We start from the raw sequence: 21,018 nt of genomic DNA, 5'->3' as shown, positions 1-21,018 counted from the left end.
CTGGTAAGAAATGTTAGCGCTCCCATATTGCGATCGAGAGAGACGGAAACCGCAGGCCTTAAAGGAGTATCACCATGGCTTCGATCCTGACTACGATCCGCACCGCAGCCCACAAACGGGCCGCCTACAACCGCATCGTATCCGAAATTTCCGCGTTGCCGCCCGAGTTGGCCGTGGAAGACCTGGGCATCTTCCCCGAAGACGCGCAGAAGATCGCCTACAGGAGCGTTTACGGCAAATAAAACGGAGCGGGCGCCGGATTTTGGCGCCCCATCCGGCCCGCGTCGAGACATCTATATCGCGCGGTTTGATCCGAAAACCGGTTCCCACTTTTCGGCCCGCGCTCTAGGCTGCGCCTATGTGTGGCCGCATGACCATGACCCATCCAAATGACGCCATGGCGCAGCTGTTTGAGGCTGCGCCGGCGAATGATCTGCCGGAACCGCCCACGTATAATCTGTGCCCGACGCAGAGCGTGGGCGTGGTCGTGTCCGACGGCGCGCGGTCGTACAGGGCGATGCGCTGGGGGTTCCTGCCGCATTGGTACAAGGCCCCCAATGGCGGCCCTTTGTTGATCAATGCCCGCGCCGAGACGATTGCCGAGAAGCCCGCGTTCAAGGCGGCGGTGCGCGCGCGGCGGTGCCTGATCCCGGCGACGGGATTTTATGAATGGACCAAGGATGCCGACGACACGCGGCTGCCGTGGTATTTCTCGCGTCCCGATGGCGGGCCGCTGGTGTTTGCGGGGATCTGGCAAAACTGGGGCACGGACGATCCGATCCCGACCTGCGCGATTGTCACGACCGGGGCGAGCGATTGGATGGCCGAGACCCATCACCGGGAACCTGTCGTGGTCACGCAGGCGGATTGGGCGACGTGGCTGGGCGAGAGCGGTGACAAGGGCGCGCCTTTGATGCGCGCGGCACCGGAGGGGACGTACCAGCGGTGGCGTGTGGACCGGGCGGTGAATTCCAACCGCGCGGCTGGGCCGGAGTTGATTGAGCCGATTTGAGAGTCTGTTTTTGCGCCCTGACGGGCGCGAGGGGGCGCTGCCCCCTGACGCGTCTTTCCCAAGGGAATGACGCTGACCCCCGAGGTATTTCGGAAGCAAAGAGGGCGGGGGCGTTCGCCTGGAGGCGGGTGTTATTTTGCGGCAGCGAAAAGGGCGCGGGTGTCGAGGTGGTGGCGCAGGTGGGAGGCCAAGACGTCGAGGGTTTGTTCGACACTTTGGTCGTATTGGGTGGTGCTGGTCGCATTGAACCGCGCGAGCCACGCGGCGCGGAAGGCGTCATCGCGGAACAGGCCATGCAAGTAGCTTCCGGTGATCAGGCCGTTTGAACTTTGCGCGCCCTCGGTGGTGCCGTCGATCCGGGCGAAGGGGCGGGCGCGGTCGGGGCCATCTGTCTCGCCGATGTGGATCTCGTAGCCGCGCACGGACACGTCGGTGTCGGCGTGGCGGGCGGTGACCTCCGTGAGGGTTTTCTTCGGGGTCATGGTCGTCGTGACGTCGAGCAGGCCCAAGCCGGGATCGGTGCCGGGCGGGCCTTCGATGCCGTCGGGGTCGGCGATGGATCGGCCGAGCATCTGATAGCCTCCGCAAATGCCAAGTACGTGCCCGCCGCGCCGGATATGGGCGGCGAGGTCGATATCCCAGCCTTGGGCGCGCAGGAAGGCGAGGTCGCCGCGCGTGGATTTTGAGCCGGGGAGGATGACCACGTCGGCGTCTCCGGGGATGGCCTGGCCGGGGTTGAGCATGGTCAGGCGCACGGAGGGCTCCTGCGCGAGCGGGTCCATATCGTCGAAATTGGCAATCCGCGACAGACGCAGGCAGACGATGTGCAGGCCCCGCGTGCGGGCGTGCGTGGTGATGTCGAGCGCGTCTTCGGCGGGCAGCCTGTGGGCCTCGGTGAACCATGGGATGACGCCGAAGCCGGGCCAGCCGGTGTGGTCTTCGATGATCTTGTAACCATCGTCGAAGAGGTGCGGGTCGCCACGGAACTTGTTGATCATGAAGCCTTTGATGAGGGCGGCGTCGGCGGGGTCGAGGACCGCCTGGGTGCCCACGATCTGCGCGATGACGCCGCCACGGTCGATGTCGCCGCACAGGACCACGGGCGTGTCTGTGGCGCGCGCGAAACCCATATTGGCAATGTCGCCGGGGCGCAGGTTGACCTCCGCCGGCGAGCCTGCGCCTTCGACGAGGATCAGGTCGTGGTGCGATTTGAGGCGGTCGAAGCTTTCGGTGACGGCGTGCAGGAGTTGCGGTTTGAGCGTGGCGTAGTCGCGGGCGCGCACGGTGGTGAGGCGCTTGCCGTTCACGATGACCTGGGAACCGGTGTCGGTTTCGGGCTTGAGCAGGACCGGGTTCATGTCGGTGTGGGGCGCGAGCCCACAGGCCAGCGCTTGCAGGGCCTGCGCGCGGCCAATCTCGCCGCCATCGGAGGTAACGGCGGCATTGTTGGACATGTTCTGCGGCTTGAAGGGTGCGACCGACAGGCCGTTTTGCTGCGCGATCCGGCACAGGCCCGCGACGAGCATGGATTTGCCCACGTTGGAGCCGGTGCCCTGGATCATCAGCGCGCGGGTCATGGATCAGGCGCCATGATTAGGGGGCGTGGGCATCAGAATTCGATGCCTTTCTGCGCTTTAACGCCATCGCGGAAGGGATGCTTGACGAGGGTCATTTCGGTGACCAGGTCGGCGGCCTCGATCAGCTCGGGTTTGGCGTTGCGGCCCGTCAGGCAGACGTGGGTCATCTGCGGTTTCTGGTGGAGCAGGAAATCGACGACCTCGTCGATGTCGAGGTAATCGTAGCGCAGGGCGATGTTGATTTCGTCGAGCAGGACGAAGTCGATCGCGGGGTCGAGGATTTGCTCTTGCGCGATTTTCCAGCCATTTTGCGCCGCGGCGATGTCGCGTTCGCGGTCCTGGGTTTCCCAGGTGAAGCCCTCGCCCGAGACGAAGAAGCGGCATTCATCGGCGAAGCGCGTCCGCAGGAAGCTTTTCTCGCCGGTGTCCCAATTGCCCTTGATGAACTGCACCACCGCACAGCCCATCTCGTGCTGGATCGCGCGCATGACCATGCCGAACCCCGACGACGATTTGCCCTTTCCCGACCCGGTATGGACCATGATCAGGCCCTTTTCCTCGGTCTTGGTCTCCATCATCTTGTCGCGGGCCGCCTTGATCTTTTTCATCTTCTCGTTGTGGCGGGCGTTTTCGTCGGTCTGGGTCATGGGGTCCTGCATCGCGGTTGGGGGCGTCGGACAAAGGGGTGACATCGCGCGGACCGATTGACAAGCGGGCCGGGCCGTGAGCAGTGTTTTCGCCGATGGTGCACCGCCGGGTGCCGAAGAGGGAATGGGGTGTGATGCCCCGGCTGCCCCCGCAACTGTGAGTGGTATGCGACTGCCGATAGGCCACTGGGCGAGACGCCCGGGAAGGCGGCAGAAGCAAAAGCCACAAGCCAGGAGACCTGCCATCGGGTTTGGAACTTTTAGATCCGGGCGGGGTGCCTCGGGCTTGGGGGAATGATGGATACCGATACGGCGCCGGTCGAGCTCCTGGTTTGTGTGAAATGCAAGCGCGGGGCGGATGTGACCGAAGACGGGGAGCGGCCCGGCCAGCGGCTCTATGAGGGTCTGCGAGCGGGCGGCATGCCCGATGGCGTGACGTTGACGGCGGTGGAATGCCTGCAAAATTGCGACCACGGGTGTTCGGTCGCGATGCGCGGCGGCGACGCGCGCTGGACTTATGTCTACGGAAACCTCCATGAGGGGTCGCATTTGGGCCTGCTGACCGATGGCATGGCCCTATACCGGGACGCAAGCGATGGGGTGATCCCGTGGCGGCAACGACCCGATCACTTCAAGAAAAACTGCATTGCGCGCATTCCGCCGGTCGTGGCGGGCGCACCCAAGCTGGGGGGATGAGACATGGCTGATTTGGCGAAACTGCCGGTGACGATCGTGACTGGGTTTCTGGGGGCGGGAAAGACGACCCTGATCTCGCAATTGATGCAGAACCCGGGCGGCAAACGGTTGGCCATCGTGGTCAACGAGTTTGGCGATGTGGGCGTCGATGGCGAGATCCTGAAGGGCTGCGCGATCCCCGATTGCCCGGCGGAAAACATCATGGAGCTGGCCAACGGCTGCATCTGTTGCACCGTCGCCGATGATTTCATCCCGACGATTGAAGCGTTGATGAAACTGGAGCCGCGGCCCGAACATATCGTGATCGAGACCTCTGGCCTGGCGTTGCCCAAGCCGCTTTTGAAGGCGTTTGATTGGCCCGATATCCGCTCGAAAATCACGGTCGACGGGGTGATCGCGCTCGCCGATGCGGAGGCGGTGGCGGCAGGCCGGTTCGCGCCGGATGTGGCGCGCGTGGATGCGCAGCGATTGGCGGATGAGAGCATCGACCACGAGACTCCATTGAGCGAAGTGTTCGAGGATCAGATTTCATGTGCCGACATCGTGCTGCTCACCAAGCCCGATCTGGCGGGGCCAGACGGCGTGGCGAAGGCGAAGGCTGTGATCGAGGCGGAGGCACCGCGCAGCTTGCCGATTGTCGAGGTCGCGGAAGGTCGCGTGGACCCGCGCGTTATCCTTGGGCTGGAAGCGGCGGCGGAAGACGATATGGAAGCGCGCCCGTCGCATCACGATGGCCACGACGCTCATGAGCATGATGATTTCGAGAGCATCGTTGTGAACATCGCGCCCGTCGCAGATCCGGCGGAATTGGTGGCGCGGATCGAACGGCTTGCCACGGAGCAGAATATCCTGCGCGTGAAGGGCTATGCGGACGTCGCGGGCAAGCCGATGCGCCTTTTGGTGCAGGCCGTGGGCGCGCGGGTGCGGCACCAATATGACCAGCCTTGGGGCGACCGACCCCGTGCGGGGCGTTTGGTGGTGATCGCCGAGCATGACGACGTTGATCCGGTCGCGATCCGGGCCGTTCTGGCGCCGGAAACGGCGACGGCGGCTGAGTAACATGACATGCACGTCATATTCCGCGAAAGCCACGGGTTAGAAGAGACCGAGACCCCGCAGGACCTGGGCCAGACGCCCGGCGATCTTGTGGTGCTGTCGCTGTCGGATTCCGACCTTGGGGCGTTTGCGGAAGGGTGGAACCGTGCCGATGGCGCGCTTCCGAGCTTGCGGCTGGCCAATATCGTTGCGCTGAAACATCCTTTGTCCGTCGACACTTACGTGGAGCAGACGCTTACCGGTGCGAAGGGTATCCTGATCCGGTTGATCGGTGGCGTGCCCTATTGGCCCTACGGGTTGCAGCAGATCGAGGCCCTGTGTCGGGCGCGCGGAATTGCCTTGGCGGTGCTGCCCGCCGATGGGCGCGAGGACAGGCGGTTGGATGATATCTCGACATTGCCTGTCAGCACATTGCGCCGGTTGCAGCATCTTTGCGATGCGGGTGGGGCGGTGGCCGCGCAGGCCGCGTTACAGCAGATGGCGTTGGCCTCCGGCCTTTATGCGGGGCCGGTGAAGGGCGCGAAGGGCGTGGCGCAGGTTGGCGGCTGGACGCCCGAAGATGGCGTGTGCTGTCCGGTGCTGGCGGGCAATGAAAAGCTGGTTCTGATAACGTTCTACCGATCCTATCTGGTGGCGGCCGATCTGGCCCCGATCGAGGCGCTGTTTGGCGCGTTGCGGGCGCAGGGCTTTGCCGTGACGGGCCTGTTCGCGCCGTCGCTGAAGGCGCCGGGGGCGGCGGAATGGATGGCCCGTATGGTGGCGCATCTTGAGCCAGTGGCGGTGGTCAATGCGACGTCATTTTCCGGCAAGGGCGCGGCGGGTACCTCGCCACTCGATGCAGGCGGAGTGCCGGTGTTTCAGGTGGCATTGGCGACCTCTACGGAAGAGGCCTGGGCCGAAGCCGAGCGCGGATTGTCGCCCGCCGATCTGGCGATGCATGTGGTGTTGCCGGAGGTCGACGGGCGGATTTTCGGCGGCGCGGTGAGCTTCAAGGAGCCGCAGGCGCGCGATGATGATTTGCAATACGCGCGCTATGTGCACCGGGCGCAGGCGGGCCGCGTCGAGGCGGTCGCGCGGCGCGTGGCGGCGTGGCACAGGCTGGCCATGTCGGAGGGGCGGCAGGTGGCGCTGGTGCTCAGCACCTATCCCGGGCGCGCGTGGAATATGGCCCATGCGGTGGGGCTGGATGCGATGGCTTCGGCCTCGGCCATCCTGGAGGATTTGGGCGAGGCCGGTGGGCTGGGGGCGGAGGATTTGCGCGCGGCGCAGGTGGTCTGGCCATTCCCAGAGTACAGGGCGGCTTTATCCAGCCTTACCAAAAGCTTGCAGGATGATCTTCATGCAGCCTGGGGCGCCTGCGAGGCGGATGCGGACGCAGTCGAAGAGGGGCTGGCCCTGCCCATATTGCGGCGCGGGAACACCTGGGTGGCGTTGCAACCGGAGCGGGGCAACCCGGCGCTGAGGGACGCGGAATATCACGACCTCGCGCGGGTGCCACGGCATGGATATGTCGCGTTCTACCTGTGGATGCAGGCCCATGCGGACGCGCTCATTCACATCGGGGCGCATGGAACACTGGAGTGGTTGCCGGGCAAGGCCGTGGCCCTGTCGGAGGGGTGCTGGCCCGAGGCGCTGACCGGGGATTTGCCGGTGATCTATCCGTTCATTGTCAACGATCCGGGCGAGGCGGCGCAGGCGAAACGGCGCATCGGGGCCATCACGTTGGGCCATATCCCGCCGCCTTTGAGGCCATCGGAAACGCCGGCGCGGTTGGCACGGTTGGAGGCGCTGCTGGACGAGTTTTCCAACGCCGACGGGTTGGATCCCAAGCGGCGCGACCGGTTGCAGGAAGACATCCGCGCCGAGGCGCAGGCGCTGGGGGTTGAGGGCGATCTGGGGCTGGAGGCGGCATCGTGTTCGGCAGAGGCGATCACGCGGATCGACCGGTTTGTCTGCGACGTGAAGGAGAGCCAGTTCGGCGATGGCTTGCACGTCTGGGGGCGGGAAGAACCGGGGCAGGCGGCGTTCGACAGCCGCGCCTCCGCCGTTGCGGAGCGCGCCAGCCTCCTTGCCGCTTTGGCGGGGCACCGGATCGAGGCGGGGCCAAGCGGCTCGCCCTATCGCGGGCGGCTCGATGTCCTTCCGACGGGGCGGAATTTGTATACGACCGACCCGCGGTCGGTGCCATCGCGCGCGGCCTATGCGCAGGGTTGTGTGATGGCGGACGAGTTGATCCGGCGGCATTTGCAGGATGAGGGCGATTACCCGAAGGGGTTGATCGTAGATTTGTGGGGGTCGGCGACGATGCGCACGGCGGGCGAGGAATTCGCCATGGCTCTGGCGCTACTGGGCGTGCGGCCGGTGTGGGACGAGGGATCGGAACGGGTCAGCGGGATAGAGGTTTTGCCGATCGCGGAATTGGACCGGCCCCGCGTCGACGTGACCTTGCGCGTGTCAGGGTTGTTCCGCGACGTGTTCCCGACGCTTTCGGCGTTGTTCCAGCAGGCGGTGCGGGCGCTGGCGGGCCGCGACGAGGCGGCGGATTGGAACCCGTTTGTCGGGCGCGCCGGAGCGCGGGTCTATGGCCCGGCACCTGGGTCCTTCGGCGTTGGGATTGGCGCACATCTTGGCGATTATTCGGACGAAGCGAAGCGGATGGTGGGCGAGGCCTGGCTGGCGGCCTCGGCCTATGCGCTGGACGGGGAAACCATCGCCAAGGATGCCGATGGGATCGCGGCGCGGGTCGCGGGGGCGGAGGCCTTCGTGCATCTGCAGGACCTGCCGGAGACCGATATTCTTCTGGCCGAGGATTACGCGACCCATGAGGCGGGTTTTGCCGCCGCGCAGGGCGTCACCGGCGGAAAGGCCGCGCTGTACCATATGGATGTGACGGACCCGTCACGGCCCCGGGCGCGCGGGCTGACCGAGGAAGTGGCCCGCGTTGTGCATGCGCGTGCGGCGCATCCGGGGTGGATCACGGGCATGCAGCGGCACGGATTTCGCGGGGCTGCGGAGATCGCGGCAACCTTGGAAAACATGGCGGCGTTCGCGCAGTTGGCCGGTGTCGTGCCCTCACACCTGTTCGATTTGTACTATGAAGCGACGCTGGGAGACGCAGCCGTCGAGGCGTTTCTGGCCGCGGCCAACCCCGAGGCGCTGGCCGCGATGCGCGACCGTTTTGCCGCCCTGCACGCGGCGGGGCTTTGGGTGTCACGGCGCAATTCGATCCTCGCCGATCTGGAGGCGGCGGAATGAACGCCGATCGAAAGGCCTGGGGCTGGTGTCCTTCGGTCTTGCGGCCCATGCCGCTGGACGATGGGTTGATGGTGCGTATTCGCGTGCCGGGCGGGGCCTTGACCCGCACACAGGCGCAGGGCCTTGCCGATTTGGCCGAGAGCTTCGGGGCAGGGTTCATCGAGCTGACGAACCGCGCAAACCTGCAATTGCGCGGGCTGAGCACAGCGGATCACGCGGCCCTGGTGCCCGAACTGGACGCGCTGGGGCTGACCGAGATCGACCACACGCCAAGCGGACGGGTCAACATAACGCAAAGCCCATTTCTCGACCAGCGAGCGAGTCTTCTGGCGACTGACCTCGCCGAAAAGCTGGCGGAGAAGACCTTCGGCACGCTGCCACAGAAATTCGGTTTCGTCGTGGATGTCGGCCCGAAACGGGTCCTGTCGGACGTGCCGGGCGATGTGCGTATCGAAGCCGCCGGTGACGCGGTGATCGTGCGCGCGGACGGGGTCGAGACCGGCGGCGTTGTTGCAGACCCGGTGGCGCGCTGCGTTGAGATCGCGCGTTGGTTCATCGCGTCGGGGTGCATCGGCGCGGATGGCCGGGGCCGGTTGGTCGATCATGCCGCACGCCTGCCCGAGGATTTGTGCGGGGAGACGCGGCCCAATGCGCCCGAAACGATCTCGACGGACGGGCCGGCATGGGTGGTCGCGCAGGAAGGTCGATTGCGGCCGGCAACCCTGAGAATGGCGTTGAAACCCGGTGTCACGGCATTGCGGGTGACGCCGTTTCGCGCGTTGTATCTGCCGGAGCTTGCGCTGGCGCAGACGCGGGACAATAAGGCCGAAACGACCACGGAAGGGGACGGCGTCGATGCCGTATGAATACGAAAAGGACGGCGCGGCGATCTACTTGGAAAGCTTTGCGACGATCCGGGCGGAGGCCGATCTGGAACGCTTCGCCGAAGACGCGGAGCAGGTTGTGGTGCGCATGATCCACGCCGCCGGGATGGTCGGGCTGGAGGCGCATGTGAAGGTGTCTGACGGCATGGTCGCGGCGGCGCGTGCGGCGTTGGAAGCAGGTGCGCCGATCTTGTGTGATGCCCACATGGTCAGCGAGGGTGTGACGGGCAAGCGCCTTCCGGCCGCCAATGATGTGGTCTGCACCCTGCGCGATGAGCGGGTCCCGGGACTGGCAGCACAGTTGGGCACGACGCGGTCGGCCGCGGCGCTGGAGCTGTGGCGCGACCGTCTTGACGGCGCGTTGGTGGCCATCGGGAACGCGCCGACCGCCCTGTTCCACCTGTTGGAGATGTTGGAAGACCCCGATTGCCCGCGCCCTGCGGCGATCATCGGATGCCCGGTGGGTTTCGTGGGCGCGCGCGAAAGCAAGGACGCGTTATGGGCCGCGCAGCCGGTGCCGTCGATCATTGTCGAGGGGCGGTTGGGCGGCTCGGCCATCACGGTCGCGGCGATCAACGCCATCGCGAGCCGCGCGGAATGAGCGCCCCACGGAAAAAAGGCCGTGTTTACGGCGTCGGCCTCGGGCCGGGCGATCCGGAGTTGATGAGCGTGAAGGCGGATCGGCTTCTGCGCGCGGCCAAGCATGTGGCCTTCTTCCGCAAAGCGGGCCGGGCCGGTCGTGCGCGAAAGATCGTGGACGGAATGTTGCGCCCGGATGCCGTTGAATTTGCGATGGAATACCCTGTGACCACGGAAATCCCGCTGAGTGATCCGCGCTACAACGAGGTGCTGTCGGGCTTCTACGCAGAGGTCACGGCGCATCTGTGCAAGCTGACGGCAGGGGGCGAGGACGTGGTCGTGTTGTGCGAGGGCGATCCGTTCTTCTACGGCTCGTTCATGCATCTTTATGAGCGGTTGAAAGACCGATGCGAGGTGCAGGTCGTGCCCGCGATCACGGGCATGTCGGCGGCCTGGACCGCGACGGGCACCCCGATCACATGGGGCGACGATGTGTTATCGGTTGTGATGGGGACGCTGGACGAAGACACGTTGCGCGACGCCATGGCGCGGGCGGATGCGTTGGTCGTTATGAAGATCGGTCGCAACCTTACGAAGGTGCGCCGGGCGTTGCAGGCGGCGGGCAAGGCGGAGCGTGCGGTCCTGGTGCAATACGCCGCGATGGAGGGGCAGAGCGTCTGCGCCCTGTCGGATCATGGGGGTGAAACATTGCCCTATTTTTCGATTATCGTCGTGCATGGGCAGGGGCGGCGACCGTGACCGGCTGGGTGGTCGTTGCGGGCCTCGGGCCGGGAGATACGGCCATGGTGACGCCGGAGGTAACCGACATTTTGGCGCAGGCGACCGACGTGGTGGGCTATATCCCCTATGTCCGCCGCGTGGCGGCACGCGATGGCCTGACGCTGCATGAAAGCGACAATCGGGTGGAGTTGGACCGCGCCACACATGCCCTGCACATGGCGGCGGAAGGCAAGCGCGTGGTTGTGGTGTCGTCCGGCGATCCGGGTGTCTTCGCCATGGCCAGCGCGGTATTCGAAGCGCTGGAGGCCGGACCGCTCGGGTGGTTGTCGCTGGATGTGCGCGTGCTGCCGGGCATTTCGGCGATGTTCGCGGGCTCGGCCAGGGCGGGGGCCGTTCTGGGCCATGATTTCTGCGCGATCAACCTGAGTGACAATCTCAAGCCGTGGGATCTTATAGAAAAACGTTTGCGCCTTGCGGCGGAGGCGGATTTCGCGATGGCGTTCTACAACCCACGCTCCAAGGCGCGGCCCGAAGGGTTCGGGCGGGTGTTGGAGGTGTTGCGCGAGGCTTGTGAACCGGAGCGGCTGATCGTGTTCGCCCGGGCTGTGTCGACGGCGGAAGAGGCTTTGAATGTGGTCCGGCTGGCCGATGCGACACCGGAGATGGCGGATATGCGGACGGTGGTTTTGGTGGGATCTTCGCGCACGCGGCGCGTTGGCGATTGGGTCTATACCCCGAGGTCGGTGGAATGATGAACCCAATTGAGGATGTCGGCGGGGGTGGCCAACTCAGACCGCTCGGGCTGCGCCGGACGGTCAATCATGAGGACCGGAAGCCGCAGGCTGCGTGCGGCGGCAAGTTTCGCATAAGCACCGGTGCCGCCGGAATTTTTCGACACGATGAGGTCGATGTTGTGGGCCTGCATCAAGGCTGTGTCGGCGGCCTCGGAAAACGGGCCGCGATCGACGACGGTTTCGGTCAGCGGCAGGGGCAGCGCGGTTTTAGGCGGGTCCACGAGGCGCAAGAGATAGCGATGCTGCGGGTTAGGTGCGAAATCGGCCAGATGCATGCGGCCCACGGCGAGCATGACATTGCACGGCGCACGGTCGAGGGCCGCGACGGCCGCGCCGATGTCGGGGACGTGGGTCCAGTCATCGCCCGCTTGCGCGCGCCACGGCGGGCGGGTCAGCGCGACCAGTGGCACCTGCGCCGCAGTCGCGGCGGCCACGGCGTTAAAGCTCATCTGGGCGGCAAATGGATGCGTGGCGTCGACCAGATGCGTGATCTTGTGATCCCGCAGGTAGGTTGCGAGCCCGTCCGTCCCGCCGAACCCGCCCACGCGCTGCGGCAGGGGCTGTCGCACGGGACGCTCGACGCGGCCCGCGAAGCTGACGGTGCCGGCAAGGCCCGCCTCGGCCACGGCGCGGGCCAGCGCTGTGGCCTCAGTCGTGCCGCCAAGGATCAGGAGGTTGGTCTGCATGGCTGAGCCCTGGATCACAATCATCGGTCTTGGCGAAGATGGACCGGGGGGCTTGTCGGCTGCAAGCCGTGAGGCGCTTGACGCGGCTGAGGTCGTGATGGGCCCTGCGCGGCATCTGCGCCTGGTGGATGCGGCGGAAAAGGTGGAATGGCCGGTACCCTTTGCTGACGGGTATGCGGTGCTTGAAGGGCTGCGCGGACGACAGGTCGCGGTGCTGGCCTCGGGCGATCCGTTCTGGTTCGGTGCGGGGCGTGGGATATCGAAGCATTTTTCGGGGCAATGGCGGGCGTTTCCGGGCGTGTCGATTTTTGGCCTGGTCGCGGCGCGGCTGGGGTGGCCGTTGGAGGATGTGGCCTGCGTCGGCTTGCATGCGGCGCCCTTTGCGCGGATGCGGGCGCACTTGGCACCGGGCGCACGGGTGATCGCGACCTTGCGTGACGGTGACGCGGTCCACGCCTTTGCAGCGTGGCTGCACGAGAGCGGATTCGGCGCGTCGGAATTGACCATTTGCGAAGCCATGGGCGGGCCGAAGGAACACGTGACCCACAGCACGGCGGAGGCGCTGCAGGGCCGATTTGCGCATCCCGTGGCCATTGCTCTGGCAGTGGCGGGCGACGGGGCGGTGGTGCCGAAAACGTCGGGCCTTCCGGACGACCTTTTCGAGACCGACGGCGTTATGACCAAACGTCCATTGCGGGCGATGACGCTCTCGGCATTGGCTCCGCGCCACGGCGAACACCTGTGGGATATCGGTGGCGGGTCGGGTTCCATCGCGGTGGAATGGCTGTTGGCGGAGCCGTCGTGCCGGGCAACGATCGTGGAGCCGCGCGCCGATCGATGTGCGTTGATCCGTGCGAATGCGGAGGCGTTCGGCGTCTCGCATCGTCTGACGATTGTCGAAGGCAGCGCGCCGGAGGTCTTGTCCGCGCTGGACCGCCCCGAGGCGGTCTTTGTGGGTGGCGGCATGGACACCGAGATGCGCACGAAACTGTGGGACGTGGTACCAGATGGCACGCGTGTCGTGGTAAGTTCGGTGACGTTGGAGACGGAGGCGCTGCTGGCAGGATGGCACGCGGCCTTCGGGGGGGAGTTGATGAAAGTGGAGATCGCTACAGCCGCTCCGATGGGGTCGAAACGCGGCTGGAAAGCGGCTTATCCGGTGGTTCAATGGAGCGTGACGCGATGATTGTGGCGGGGTTCGGATTTCGCGGCGCGGCCACGGTGGATAGCCTGGCCGATGCCTACGAAAAAGCGGGCGCTGCCGGGCGGTTGGCGACCGTTCTGGACAAGGTGCCGGGGGTGTTTTCAGAATTCGCAACGGCCCGCCACCTCACAATTGTCGCGGTCGAAGCGCGCGATTTGGTGCGGCAGGAAACGGTGACGCAAAGCTTCACCTCTCTGGCGGAACGCGGCACCGGATCGGTGGCGGAGGCGGCCGCGTTGGCGGCGGCCGGTGCAGGGGCAAAGCTGGTTAAGGTCCGGGTGATTTCCGATGATGGATGCGCGACCTGCGCCTTGGCGGAGACGGCGGAATGAGTGTGCATTTCATCGGCGCGGGTCCCGGCGCGCCGGACCTTCTGACCCTGAGGGGGCGCGATTTGATCGCGTCATGCCCGGTCTGCCTTTATGCCGGATCACTGGTACCCGAGGCGGTGCTGGACCATTGCCCCGAGGGCGCGCAGGTGGTCAACACGGCGCCCCTGTCGCTCGACGAGATCATCGGAACCATCGCGGTCGCCCATGACGCGGGCAAGGATGTCGCGCGGCTGCATTCGGGTGATTTGTCCGTCTGGTCGGCGATGGGCGAGCAGATTCGCCGATTGGAAGCGCTGCGCATCCCCTACACGGTGACGCCGGGCGTGCCCTCCTTCGCGGCGGCAGCGGCAAGCCTGGGGCAGGAACTGACGCTGCCGGGGATCGGGCAATCCCTGATCCTGACGCGGACGCAGGGCAAGGCCACGTCGATGCCGGAGGGCGAGAGCTTGGCGAATTTCGGGCGCACGGGCGCGACGCTGGCGCTGCATCTGTCGATTGGGCAGATGGCGAAAGTCGTGTCGGACCTGGTGCCATGTTACGGCGCGGATTGTCCGGTGGCGGTGGTCTACCGGGCGTCCTGGCCCGATGAGCGGGTGATCCGGGCGACGCTTGGCACATTGGAAGCGGCCGTCGACGACGGCATCGCGCGCACCGCACTGATCTTGGTCGGACCGGCGATCGGCGCGGGCGATTTTGCGGAGTCGCGGCTTTACGCGGCGGATTATGATCGTCGCTATCGGCCCCAAAGTGCCGACAGCCCCTGGAGCGAATGGAAGCATGGCGATGACTGATCCCGTTGGTCTGATGGTGTCGGCCCCGGCTTCGGGCACGGGCAAGACGACCGTGATGTTGGGGCTTTTGCGAGCGCTGCGCGAGGATGGGATGGCGGTGCAGCCGTTCAAGAGCGGGCCGGATTACATCGACCCGGCGTTCCATCTTGCTGCAGCCGGGCGAGCTTCGTTCAACCTTGATACCTGGGCGATGGACGGCGCCTTGCTGGACGGAATCGCAGCGCAGTCCGCGGGCGCGGAGATCTGCGTCGCGGAGGGCTCAATGGGGCTCTATGACGGGGTCGCCACGCAGGGGCAGGCGGGCTTCGGCTCAAGCGCCGAGACGGCCCGGCGGATGGGTTGGCCTGTGGTTTTGGTGATCGACGCGGGCGGACAGGCGCAATCGGCGGCGGCCACCGCACTTGGGTTTCAAGCCTACGCGCCGGATCTGCCGTTCGCGGGCGTTATCGTAAACCGCGTGGCCTCCCCCCGGCATGAACGGCTGATCCGCAGGGGTATGGATGCGGCGGGTTTGACCGTGCTCGGCGTGTTGCCCCGACGCGGTGATCTGGCCCTGCCGGAGCGGCATCTGGGGTTGATCCAGGCGGTGGAGCATCCCGATCTGGAAGCGGCGATTGCGGGATATGCCGCGTTCCTGCGCGAGAATGTGGATCTTGACGCGATCAGGGCGGCCGCGCGGGGTGGGGCCTTGCCTTCGGGCGCTTTGCCAAAGCCACCAGCGCAACGCATCGCCTTGGCCCGGGATGCCGCGTTTTCCTTTACATATCCGCATCTTCTGGAAGGCTGGCGCGCGGCCGGAGCGGAGATTCTTCCGTTTTCTCCCTTGGCCGACGAGGCGCCGCCCGAGGCCGATCTGGTCTGGCTTCCGGGCGGATACCCGGAACTCCATGCCGGGCGATTGGCGGCCGCCACGACCTTCTTGGACGGGCTGCGCGCCCATGCTCAGACCAAGCCGGTCCATGGTGAATGCGGCGGCTACATGGCGTTGGGCGAGGTGTTGATCGACAAGTCGGGTGCGCGTCACGCGATGGCCGGGCTGCTCGGGCTTGTGACGTCGTTCGAGAAGCGAAAGTTTCACCTCGGCTACCGGCGCGCGGTGCTGCAGGCGGGCATGATGGGCTTTGCGCCCGGTGCCGTCCTGCGCGGGCATGAATTTCACTATACAGTTGTTGTAGAAGAACCCGACGCCCCACTGGCCAAAGTATCCGATGCAGACGGCAATCCGGTGCCCGAGACCGGCTCGATCAGGGGCAATGTGACGGGCACGTTCTTTCATATGATCGCGGAGGAAGGATGACAGGTTTCGTTTCCTTCGTTGGCTCCGGCCCCGGTGATCCGGAGCTTCTGACACTCAAGGCGGTGGACCGGTTGAAACGCGCCGATGCGGTTCTGTTCGATGACCTGTCGAGCGGTCCGATCCTGACCCATGCGCGTGCGGGGGCCGATTTGGTCGGCGTCGGCAAACGCGCCGGTCGCCCGTCTCCAAAGCAGCGCCACGTATCCCAATTGCTCGTGGAATATGCACAACAGGGCGGGCGTGTCGTGCGGTTGAAATCCGGCGACAGCGGGCTGTTCGGACGGCTGGAAGAGGAGCTTGTCGCGTTGCGGGAGGCGGGCATCGCCTATGAGATCATCCCCGGCGTGCCAAGCGCAATTGCGGCGGCGGCGGCCCATGGCATCCCGTTGACGCGGCGGCTGACGGCGCGGCGGGTGCAATTCGTCACGGGCCATGACGCAAGCGGCGCATTGCCCGACGATATTTCGCTTGAGGCCTTGGCCGATCCAACGGCCTCGACCGTGGTGTTCATGGGTAAGCGGACCTTTCCGATCCTGGCTGCGGCCCTGATCGAACGGGGCCTGCCGCCCGAGACGCCCGCGCTTCTGGCCGAGTGCGTCAGCACGCCGGAACAGGCGCTTTTCCGGATGTGCGTGGCGGATCTGGTGGAGCGATTGAAGGGCGAAATCGGCACCGCCCCGGCGCTGATCCTTTATGGGCCGCTGGCAGAACCGGAATGATGGAGCTGTCTCTGATTGGGATCGGCACGGGCAATCCGGAGCATGTCACGCTTGAGGCGCAGCGCGCGCTGCGGACGGCCCGCGTCCTTCTGGTGCCACGCAAGGGGCCCGGCAAAGACGATCTGGCGGACCTGCGGCACCGGATTTTGCAAGATGCGGGGGCCACGGGACGGATCGTGGAATTTGATTACCCGGAGCGCGATGAGGCAGTGCCGTATCGCGCGAGGGTGATGGCGTGGCACGATGAGATCGCCCGGCGTTGGGTGGCGGCACTTGGGCATGAGGGCGGCCCGGTTGCGCTTTTGGTGTGGGGTGATCCATCGCTCTACGACAGCACCCTGAGGATCGCGCAGCGCTTGCGGCCGGTGCCCCGCATTCGCGTCGTACCTGGGATCACGGCGCTGAGCGCGCTGACCGCGGCCCATGGGATCACGTTCAACACGCTCGCCGGAGCCGTCACCGTGACGACGGGACGGCGATTGCGGGCCCATGGCTGGCCGGACGGGACCGAAAGCATGGTTGTGATGTTGGATGGTGAGTGCAGCTTCACCACCCTCGACCGGACCGATCTGCGGATCTGGTGGGGGGCGTATCTGGGGATGGCGGAGCAGGTGCTCGAAGCCGGAATACTGGCCGAGGCGGCGCCACGGATCATTGCGCGTCGGGCGGAGGCCCGCACGCGCCATGGCTGGATCATGGACACCTATCTGCTGCGTCCGGAGGGGTTGGAATGAGCGCGGTCCTGCGGCTGTGCACCAGCTGCGACGGGGCGGATATCGCGGCGCTTCAGGCGGCGGTGGATGCGGCCGGTCTGCGGGCACAGGTTGAACCGCAATCCTGCATGAACGCCTGTGCCAATCCGGTGAGCCTTGCGCTTCAGGGGACGGGGCGGGCGACCTATTTTTTCGCCGGTGTCGATCCGGTGACGGACCGCGCCGACATCATCGCAACCCTGCGCACGTATCTCGAGGCTCCGGGCGGATGGATCGAGGATGCGACCGCGTGTGGGCGTCTGCGGTTTTGCCTTCAGGGCCGGGTGCCTGCGCTCGATTAAGCGTCTTTTTTTGAGTATTTTTGAAACAAGGAAGGCCCGCGCGCGCGCGCGGGGCCTTATGCTAGTTCTCAATTGCGATGGTCTGGCTCAGAAGCTGATCGCCCACCGCCAATTGCCTGTGATCGTTGGCGAAAAGGCCCACGCGCACGTCAACCGACCCCTCGGGCAGGCCGTCGAGGTGCACCCACGGCCCATAGAAACGACCCAGTTTCACCCCGTCGATATAGACATGCGCATGCCCTTGACCGGGCACGTGATCGCGGCTCGCGTTTTCGGGTGAGAAGGTGAAATTCTCGGCCATGATATTCAGGTTCCAGCCCGACATCGGATCTTGTTCGATACGCACGGCCAGACGTGGCGCGTCGGCGTCATCGGGAAGCGAAAGGATCGCCTCGTGCGCGGCGGCATGCTCGGCGTCACCATGCGTCATCGCGCCGTGATGTTCGGAATGGTCGTGTCCATCCAGGGTGATGCCATTGGAGGCCGCGATGGTGAAGCCGATGCCACCGCCGAAGATCAGGCCGATGGCCAGCATGGGAAGCGCTGTGTTCATGGGACGCTCCGGATTACCATAAGGAAGGGGAGCGGCGGCGCGGGCGCAGCGCCCGCGCCGCCCGTCTCTCAGGCGGTTTGCGAATGCTCGGATGCGCCGATGCCCCGTGACCAGAAATGGCCCGCGAAAGTGCCCACAAGCACCCACGCCACCATGCCGATCCCGAAGGCGCGGGCGGCAAAAAGCGCGCCAAGCTCAGTCGGGACGGGTCCGGAGAAGACCTCCGGTTCCGGCGCGCCGTAGACATGCGGTGCGAGAAGCAGAATGGCCGCCCCGATCCACGCGGCCCAATTGCGCCCAAACGCGATCAACCACATCGCGCCTGCCGCCATGGCCACCGTGATGAACCACCAGATCTGGCGCAGGCCGACATCGGCCGCCGCCACGCCGGGCACCTCGGGCGCGAGGCTGAAGCCGGGGGCGAAATGCACCGCGACAAAGCCCGCGATCCCCCAGAGCAGGCCATTGCGCGCGTCTATCACCGCGCCCTGGCCTTCGGCGACCGACATCAGCGCCGTCAGGATCAGCGCGTAGCCGGAGTAGATCAACATGGTGAAGACGATGGAAAGGCCATCGCGCAGCGGATCGAAACCGGGAAGCTCCTGCGCGGCTGGCAGGATGCTGTCGACACCGAAGTGGATCAGCTCGCCGCCCTCATAAAGTTCCGCATGCAGCAACACCGGCTGCACAAACCAAAGCTGCAACAGGGCCGTGATCAGCCCTGCAGCCGCGCCAGCGAACAGACCGCTGGTCAGCAAACGTGTAAACATGATTGTCCCCGTGGATCAGTGGCAGGGAAAGCCCGTCGCGTGGCGCACATCGTGGGCCGCATCGTGCAGCGTGGCCGCCTGAACGTGGCCGGTCACGACCATGATGGCCAAGCCGATCATCGCGACAAGGGTCGCGGCACCGATGGTGGACTTTGCAGAGGTCTGTGTTTGCGTCGTCATGTCTTCAGCTCCTGTAAACCGCCACCCCGGCGGCTGGATTGCGTTGGCACATACGGCAGGTCTCCTGGCTCGTGGCCTTGGTCCGGATGGCCTTCCCGGGACGGATCCCAGTGGCATATGCATCCAGACGGCCCACTTACAGTTGCGGGGGCAGCTGTCGACTTGCGCCTGTGGGCGCGCACGACATTCCCTCTTTACGACCCGGCAGGTGCCGGGAACCGAATGTAAACCTGTTGTGACAGACGGGCCGGAGCGGTGTCAAACCCGAAAACGACCGTTTCGGGGCCGCTTCGCGTCATCGAATGGCCGGATCGGCGTTCAGTGTGATCGGCTGACCATGGGGCGTGCGGGCGGCGGCGTCTTTCCAGGCCCGGGCGGTCTCATGCAGCCGCGCCGCCGTCGAAAGCCCCTTGGTGGCGATCACGTCCTCCAACGCGCAAAGCCAGTGGCCGTAATACGCGCGCTCTGCCCCGGAATGGATCTGCGCCGACAGGGCCGTTGCCCATTCACCCCAGGTGAAATGGCCCTGTGCGTGCAGATGCACGGTCAGGGCAAAGGCCTGCGCCTGCCAAGGTTCGGTGAACGGCTGCTCCGGCTCGGTCATGGCGCGGGCCTGAGGTAAGGCTCCCACAGATCCAGCGTCACGCGATCCAATGGGCCGGCTCGGTCCCCCCACAAGACACGCGCCTCGAAGCTGACTTTGTAAAGCCAGGTGGGCTGCTCCCCTTCGCCAAGGGCATTGGTGTCCGGAAAGACGTGGTGGCCGTGTATACGCTCGATTTTCCCTGTCTTGTCGCGGACATAGCGGGGCAGGCGGGTGTGAGTGTCGGGGTGGATGTTCAGTGTGTGCACGCCATCTCCGACCGCAAAGGCCGGACGCGTGTCGGCGGGGCGGTCGACGGGGCCGCCCCGGGCGAGGGCAGCGGGCACATCGGCGGGTGCAAGCGTGCCTTTGATCGGGACCGCAGCTGTGATCGCGCGGCCCTCCATCACCTCGCGCTCGGTGATCATGCCACGCTCAAGCATCAGCCGGGTCGCGGCCTTCAGCCAAATCTCATAATAGCTGTCGCTGAGGTAATCCGCGGGCGGCAGGCTCTCGCGCGCGAAGCGCGATTGGTCGAGGTTCCATTGCCCGGCCGCGCCGAGGGCCACGACCATGCCCATCACGCGGGCCTCCCAATCGGCATGGAAATTCGCCTCGTCCGGCTCGGGCCGCACCGGGCCGAACCCCATCATCCCGCCCAGATCCGCACCCCCGTTCATGGCGCGTCCGCCAGCGCCGTGCCGATCATCGCATCGCGGTGCACAAGTCTCGCCAAGGCCTCTTCCGACCAGCCATGCGTGCCGTCGGGGCGTTCGGGGATGACCAGATATCGCATCTCGGCTGTGGAATCATGCACGGTGATCGCTGTGGTCTCGGTCAGGATCAGCCCGAAGTCGGCCAACACCCCGCGCGGGTCGATCACGGCGCGGGATCGGAACGCCGGGGATTTGTACCACACCGGCGGCAGGCCAAGCACCGACCATGGGTAGCAAGAGCACAGCGTGCACACGACAAGGTGGTGTTGACCGGGCCCATTGAACACCGCCTGCATATGCTCACCCTGGCGCGAGGCATATCCAAGGGAATGGATCGCCGCCGTGCCATCCAATTCCAGCCAATCGCGAAAGGCGGGATCGGTCCAGGCCTTGGCCACAACATGGGCCCCGTTGCGTGGTCCGATTTCGGTCTCGTAGGTCTGAATGATGGCATCGACGGCGGCGGGATCGATGTAGCCCTTTTCGGTCAATACGGTCTCAAGCGCACGAACGCGGGCTTCGATATCGGACATATGCGAATGGTCGGAATGATCGTGCATCACGGGCCTTGGGGCTATGCGGCTGGCGACACATTGCCTCGGATCGGGCGCGCTGACCAGTTCTTTGCTGGACGCGGGCGGTGGACCTCTTGGCTATGGAACACGCACTGAAATATCCCGCCCGAACCGCGCACCGACCCCCACCCGGCTTGACGGCGGCGCATTCCTTCCATAGGTCACACTCCGCAACGCGGGCGTTGTGTAATGGTAAGACCTCAGCCTTCCAAGCTGATGATACGGGTTCGATTCCCGTCGCCCGCTCCATCCCTTCCAAACTTGGTAACCTGCGTGCACTCTTGCGACGGACCCGCTCCGGCTGTATCGACGGAAAA

At 65.6% G+C, this 21,018-nt stretch carries 25 protein-coding genes, 1 tRNA gene and 2 riboswitches; of the genes, 17 read left to right on the top strand and 9 right to left on the bottom strand.

What is annotated here, in order from left to right; all coding sequences use genetic code 11:
• Window positions 1-74 precede the first annotated feature (74 nt).
• Both V8J83_RS07090 and V8J83_RS07085 read left to right on the top strand, forming a co-directional pair.
• The gene (locus V8J83_RS07090) at window positions 75-242 is read left to right on the top strand and encodes a hypothetical protein (protein ID WP_339984880.1); all 168 of its coding nucleotides are present in this window, start codon (window positions 75-77) and stop codon (window positions 240-242) included.
• Between the two features lie 116 nt (window positions 243-358).
• The gene (locus V8J83_RS07085) at window positions 359-1,012 is read left to right on the top strand and encodes an SOS response-associated peptidase (RefSeq protein WP_339984878.1); all 654 of its coding nucleotides are present in this window, start codon (window positions 359-361) and stop codon (window positions 1,010-1,012) included.
• 131 nt (window positions 1,013-1,143) lie between these two features.
• Here V8J83_RS07085 and V8J83_RS07080 read toward each other — a convergent pair whose 3' ends face one another.
• Together V8J83_RS07080 and cobO are read right to left on the bottom strand one after the other, a co-directional pair.
• Window positions 1,144-2,589, bottom strand: coding sequence for a cobyric acid synthase (locus tag V8J83_RS07080; RefSeq protein WP_339984876.1), 1,446 nt, complete (start codon window positions 2,587-2,589; stop codon window positions 1,144-1,146).
• A gap of 32 nt (window positions 2,590-2,621) precedes the next feature.
• A complete protein-coding gene (gene cobO / locus V8J83_RS07075; protein WP_339984874.1) occupies window positions 2,622-3,236 on the bottom strand; it encodes a cob(I)yrinic acid a,c-diamide adenosyltransferase in 615 nt (204 codons plus the stop codon).
• Between the two features lie 79 nt (window positions 3,237-3,315).
• A riboswitch (cobalamin riboswitch) is annotated at window positions 3,316-3,497 on the top strand.
• Window positions 3,498-3,530: 33 nt separating this feature from the next.
• On the opposite strand from cobO, the gene V8J83_RS07070 reads away from it, so the two are divergent.
• The 7 genes from V8J83_RS07070 to cobJ are packed head-to-tail and all read left to right on the top strand — an operon-like array spanning window position 3,531 to window position 11,199.
• Window positions 3,531-3,932: a DUF1636 family protein gene (locus V8J83_RS07070; protein WP_339984872.1), complete on the top strand. Its 402-nt coding sequence runs from the start codon at window positions 3,531-3,533 to the stop codon at window positions 3,930-3,932.
• 3 nt (window positions 3,933-3,935) lie between these two features.
• Window positions 3,936-4,991, top strand: coding sequence for a cobalamin biosynthesis protein CobW (gene cobW / locus V8J83_RS07065; RefSeq protein WP_339984870.1), 1,056 nt, complete (start codon window positions 3,936-3,938; stop codon window positions 4,989-4,991).
• A 6-nt stretch (window positions 4,992-4,997) separates the two neighbouring features.
• Window positions 4,998-8,243 (top strand): cobaltochelatase subunit CobN, encoded by a 3,246-nt coding sequence (gene cobN / locus V8J83_RS07060; protein WP_339984868.1) that lies wholly within the window; start codon window positions 4,998-5,000, stop codon window positions 8,241-8,243.
• Complete coding sequence (locus V8J83_RS07055) at window positions 8,240-9,109, top strand: ferredoxin-like domain-containing protein (protein WP_339984866.1); 870 nt, start codon at window positions 8,240-8,242, stop codon at window positions 9,107-9,109. The genes cobN and V8J83_RS07055 overlap by 4 nt, the downstream gene beginning before the upstream one ends.
• On the top strand, window positions 9,099-9,728 hold the full coding sequence (locus V8J83_RS07050) for a precorrin-8X methylmutase (RefSeq protein ID WP_339984864.1): 630 nt from the start codon (window positions 9,099-9,101) through the stop codon (window positions 9,726-9,728). The genes V8J83_RS07055 and V8J83_RS07050 overlap by 11 nt, the downstream gene beginning before the upstream one ends.
• Window positions 9,725-10,465 (top strand): precorrin-2 C(20)-methyltransferase, encoded by a 741-nt coding sequence (locus tag V8J83_RS07045; RefSeq protein WP_339984862.1) that lies wholly within the window; start codon window positions 9,725-9,727, stop codon window positions 10,463-10,465. The genes V8J83_RS07050 and V8J83_RS07045 overlap by 4 nt, the downstream gene beginning before the upstream one ends.
• Window positions 10,462-11,199 carry a precorrin-3B C(17)-methyltransferase gene (gene cobJ / locus V8J83_RS07040; RefSeq protein WP_339984860.1) on the top strand — a complete coding sequence of 246 codons (738 nt, stop codon included), beginning with the start codon at window positions 10,462-10,464 and terminating at the stop codon, window positions 11,197-11,199. Before V8J83_RS07045 ends, cobJ begins: the two co-directional genes overlap by 4 nt.
• On the opposite strand, the gene V8J83_RS07035 is transcribed toward cobJ, so the two are convergent.
• The gene (locus V8J83_RS07035; protein ID WP_339984858.1) at window positions 11,175-11,927 is read right to left on the bottom strand and encodes a cobalt-precorrin-6A reductase; all 753 of its coding nucleotides are present in this window, start codon (window positions 11,925-11,927) and stop codon (window positions 11,175-11,177) included. The genes cobJ and V8J83_RS07035 overlap by 25 nt on opposite strands.
• Between V8J83_RS07035 and cbiE the strand changes: the two genes are divergently transcribed.
• From cbiE to V8J83_RS07000, 7 genes are read left to right on the top strand one after another with little or no spacing between them, the layout of a single operon-like run.
• Window positions 11,926-13,113 (top strand): precorrin-6y C5,15-methyltransferase (decarboxylating) subunit CbiE, encoded by a 1,188-nt coding sequence (gene cbiE / locus V8J83_RS07030; RefSeq protein ID WP_339984857.1) that lies wholly within the window; start codon window positions 11,926-11,928, stop codon window positions 13,111-13,113. The genes V8J83_RS07035 and cbiE overlap by 2 nt on opposite strands.
• The gene (locus V8J83_RS07025) at window positions 13,095-13,463 is read left to right on the top strand and encodes a cobalamin biosynthesis protein (protein ID WP_339984856.1); all 369 of its coding nucleotides are present in this window, start codon (window positions 13,095-13,097) and stop codon (window positions 13,461-13,463) included. Before cbiE ends, V8J83_RS07025 begins: the two co-directional genes overlap by 19 nt.
• Window positions 13,460-14,254 (top strand): precorrin-4 C(11)-methyltransferase, encoded by a 795-nt coding sequence (gene cobM, locus V8J83_RS07020; RefSeq protein WP_339984855.1) that lies wholly within the window; start codon window positions 13,460-13,462, stop codon window positions 14,252-14,254. Before V8J83_RS07025 ends, cobM begins: the two co-directional genes overlap by 4 nt.
• Window positions 14,247-15,551 (top strand): cobyrinic acid a,c-diamide synthase CobB, encoded by a 1,305-nt coding sequence (locus tag V8J83_RS07015; protein ID WP_339984854.1) that lies wholly within the window; start codon window positions 14,247-14,249, stop codon window positions 15,549-15,551. Before cobM ends, V8J83_RS07015 begins: the two co-directional genes overlap by 8 nt.
• On the top strand, window positions 15,548-16,270 hold the full coding sequence (cobA, locus tag V8J83_RS07010) for a uroporphyrinogen-III C-methyltransferase (protein WP_339984853.1): 723 nt from the start codon (window positions 15,548-15,550) through the stop codon (window positions 16,268-16,270). Before V8J83_RS07015 ends, cobA begins: the two co-directional genes overlap by 4 nt.
• Window positions 16,267-17,004, top strand: coding sequence for a precorrin-6A synthase (deacetylating) (cobF, locus tag V8J83_RS07005; RefSeq protein ID WP_339984851.1), 738 nt, complete (start codon window positions 16,267-16,269; stop codon window positions 17,002-17,004). Before cobA ends, cobF begins: the two co-directional genes overlap by 4 nt.
• Window positions 17,001-17,324 carry a DUF1636 family protein gene (locus V8J83_RS07000; protein WP_339984849.1) on the top strand — a complete coding sequence of 108 codons (324 nt, stop codon included), beginning with the start codon at window positions 17,001-17,003 and terminating at the stop codon, window positions 17,322-17,324. Before cobF ends, V8J83_RS07000 begins: the two co-directional genes overlap by 4 nt.
• A 61-nt stretch (window positions 17,325-17,385) precedes the next feature.
• Here the strand turns inward: V8J83_RS07000 and V8J83_RS06995 are convergent, their stop codons facing one another.
• The 6 genes from V8J83_RS06995 to nthA all read right to left on the bottom strand — a co-directional run bounded on the left by V8J83_RS06995 (window position 17,386) and on the right by nthA (window position 20,689).
• Window positions 17,386-17,877 carry a hypothetical protein gene (locus tag V8J83_RS06995; protein WP_339984847.1) on the bottom strand — a complete coding sequence of 164 codons (492 nt, stop codon included), beginning with the start codon at window positions 17,875-17,877 and terminating at the stop codon, window positions 17,386-17,388.
• A 68-nt stretch (window positions 17,878-17,945) separates the two neighbouring features.
• Window positions 17,946-18,647: a CbtA family protein gene (locus tag V8J83_RS06990; RefSeq protein ID WP_339984845.1), complete on the bottom strand. Its 702-nt coding sequence runs from the start codon at window positions 18,645-18,647 to the stop codon at window positions 17,946-17,948.
• Between the two features lie 15 nt (window positions 18,648-18,662).
• Window positions 18,663-18,827: a CbtB domain-containing protein gene (locus V8J83_RS06985; protein ID WP_339984843.1), complete on the bottom strand. Its 165-nt coding sequence runs from the start codon at window positions 18,825-18,827 to the stop codon at window positions 18,663-18,665.
• 37 nt (window positions 18,828-18,864) lie between these two features.
• A riboswitch (cobalamin riboswitch) is annotated at window positions 18,865-19,065 on the bottom strand.
• A 57-nt stretch (window positions 19,066-19,122) separates the two neighbouring features.
• Window positions 19,123-19,431: a nitrile hydratase accessory protein gene (locus V8J83_RS06980; RefSeq protein WP_339984841.1), complete on the bottom strand. Its 309-nt coding sequence runs from the start codon at window positions 19,429-19,431 to the stop codon at window positions 19,123-19,125.
• On the bottom strand, window positions 19,428-20,090 hold the full coding sequence (gene nthB, locus V8J83_RS06975; protein WP_339984840.1) for a nitrile hydratase subunit beta: 663 nt from the start codon (window positions 20,088-20,090) through the stop codon (window positions 19,428-19,430). Before nthB ends, V8J83_RS06980 begins: the two co-directional genes overlap by 4 nt.
• Window positions 20,087-20,689 carry a nitrile hydratase subunit alpha gene (nthA, locus tag V8J83_RS06970; RefSeq protein ID WP_439649756.1) on the bottom strand — a complete coding sequence of 201 codons (603 nt, stop codon included), beginning with the start codon at window positions 20,687-20,689 and terminating at the stop codon, window positions 20,087-20,089. The genes nthB and nthA overlap by 4 nt, the downstream gene beginning before the upstream one ends.
• Window positions 20,690-20,876: 187 nt before the next feature.
• On the opposite strand from nthA, the gene V8J83_RS06965 reads away from it, so the two are divergent.
• Window positions 20,877-20,950 (top strand) — tRNA-Gly (locus V8J83_RS06965).
• Window positions 20,951-21,018: the final 68 nt, after the last annotated feature.

Origin of the sequence: Gymnodinialimonas ulvae (genome assembly GCF_037543845.1) — a bacterium.
GTDB lineage: Bacteria > Pseudomonadota > Alphaproteobacteria > Rhodobacterales > Rhodobacteraceae > Gymnodinialimonas > Gymnodinialimonas ulvae.
This window is presented reverse-complemented; position numbering and strand designations above follow the sequence as displayed.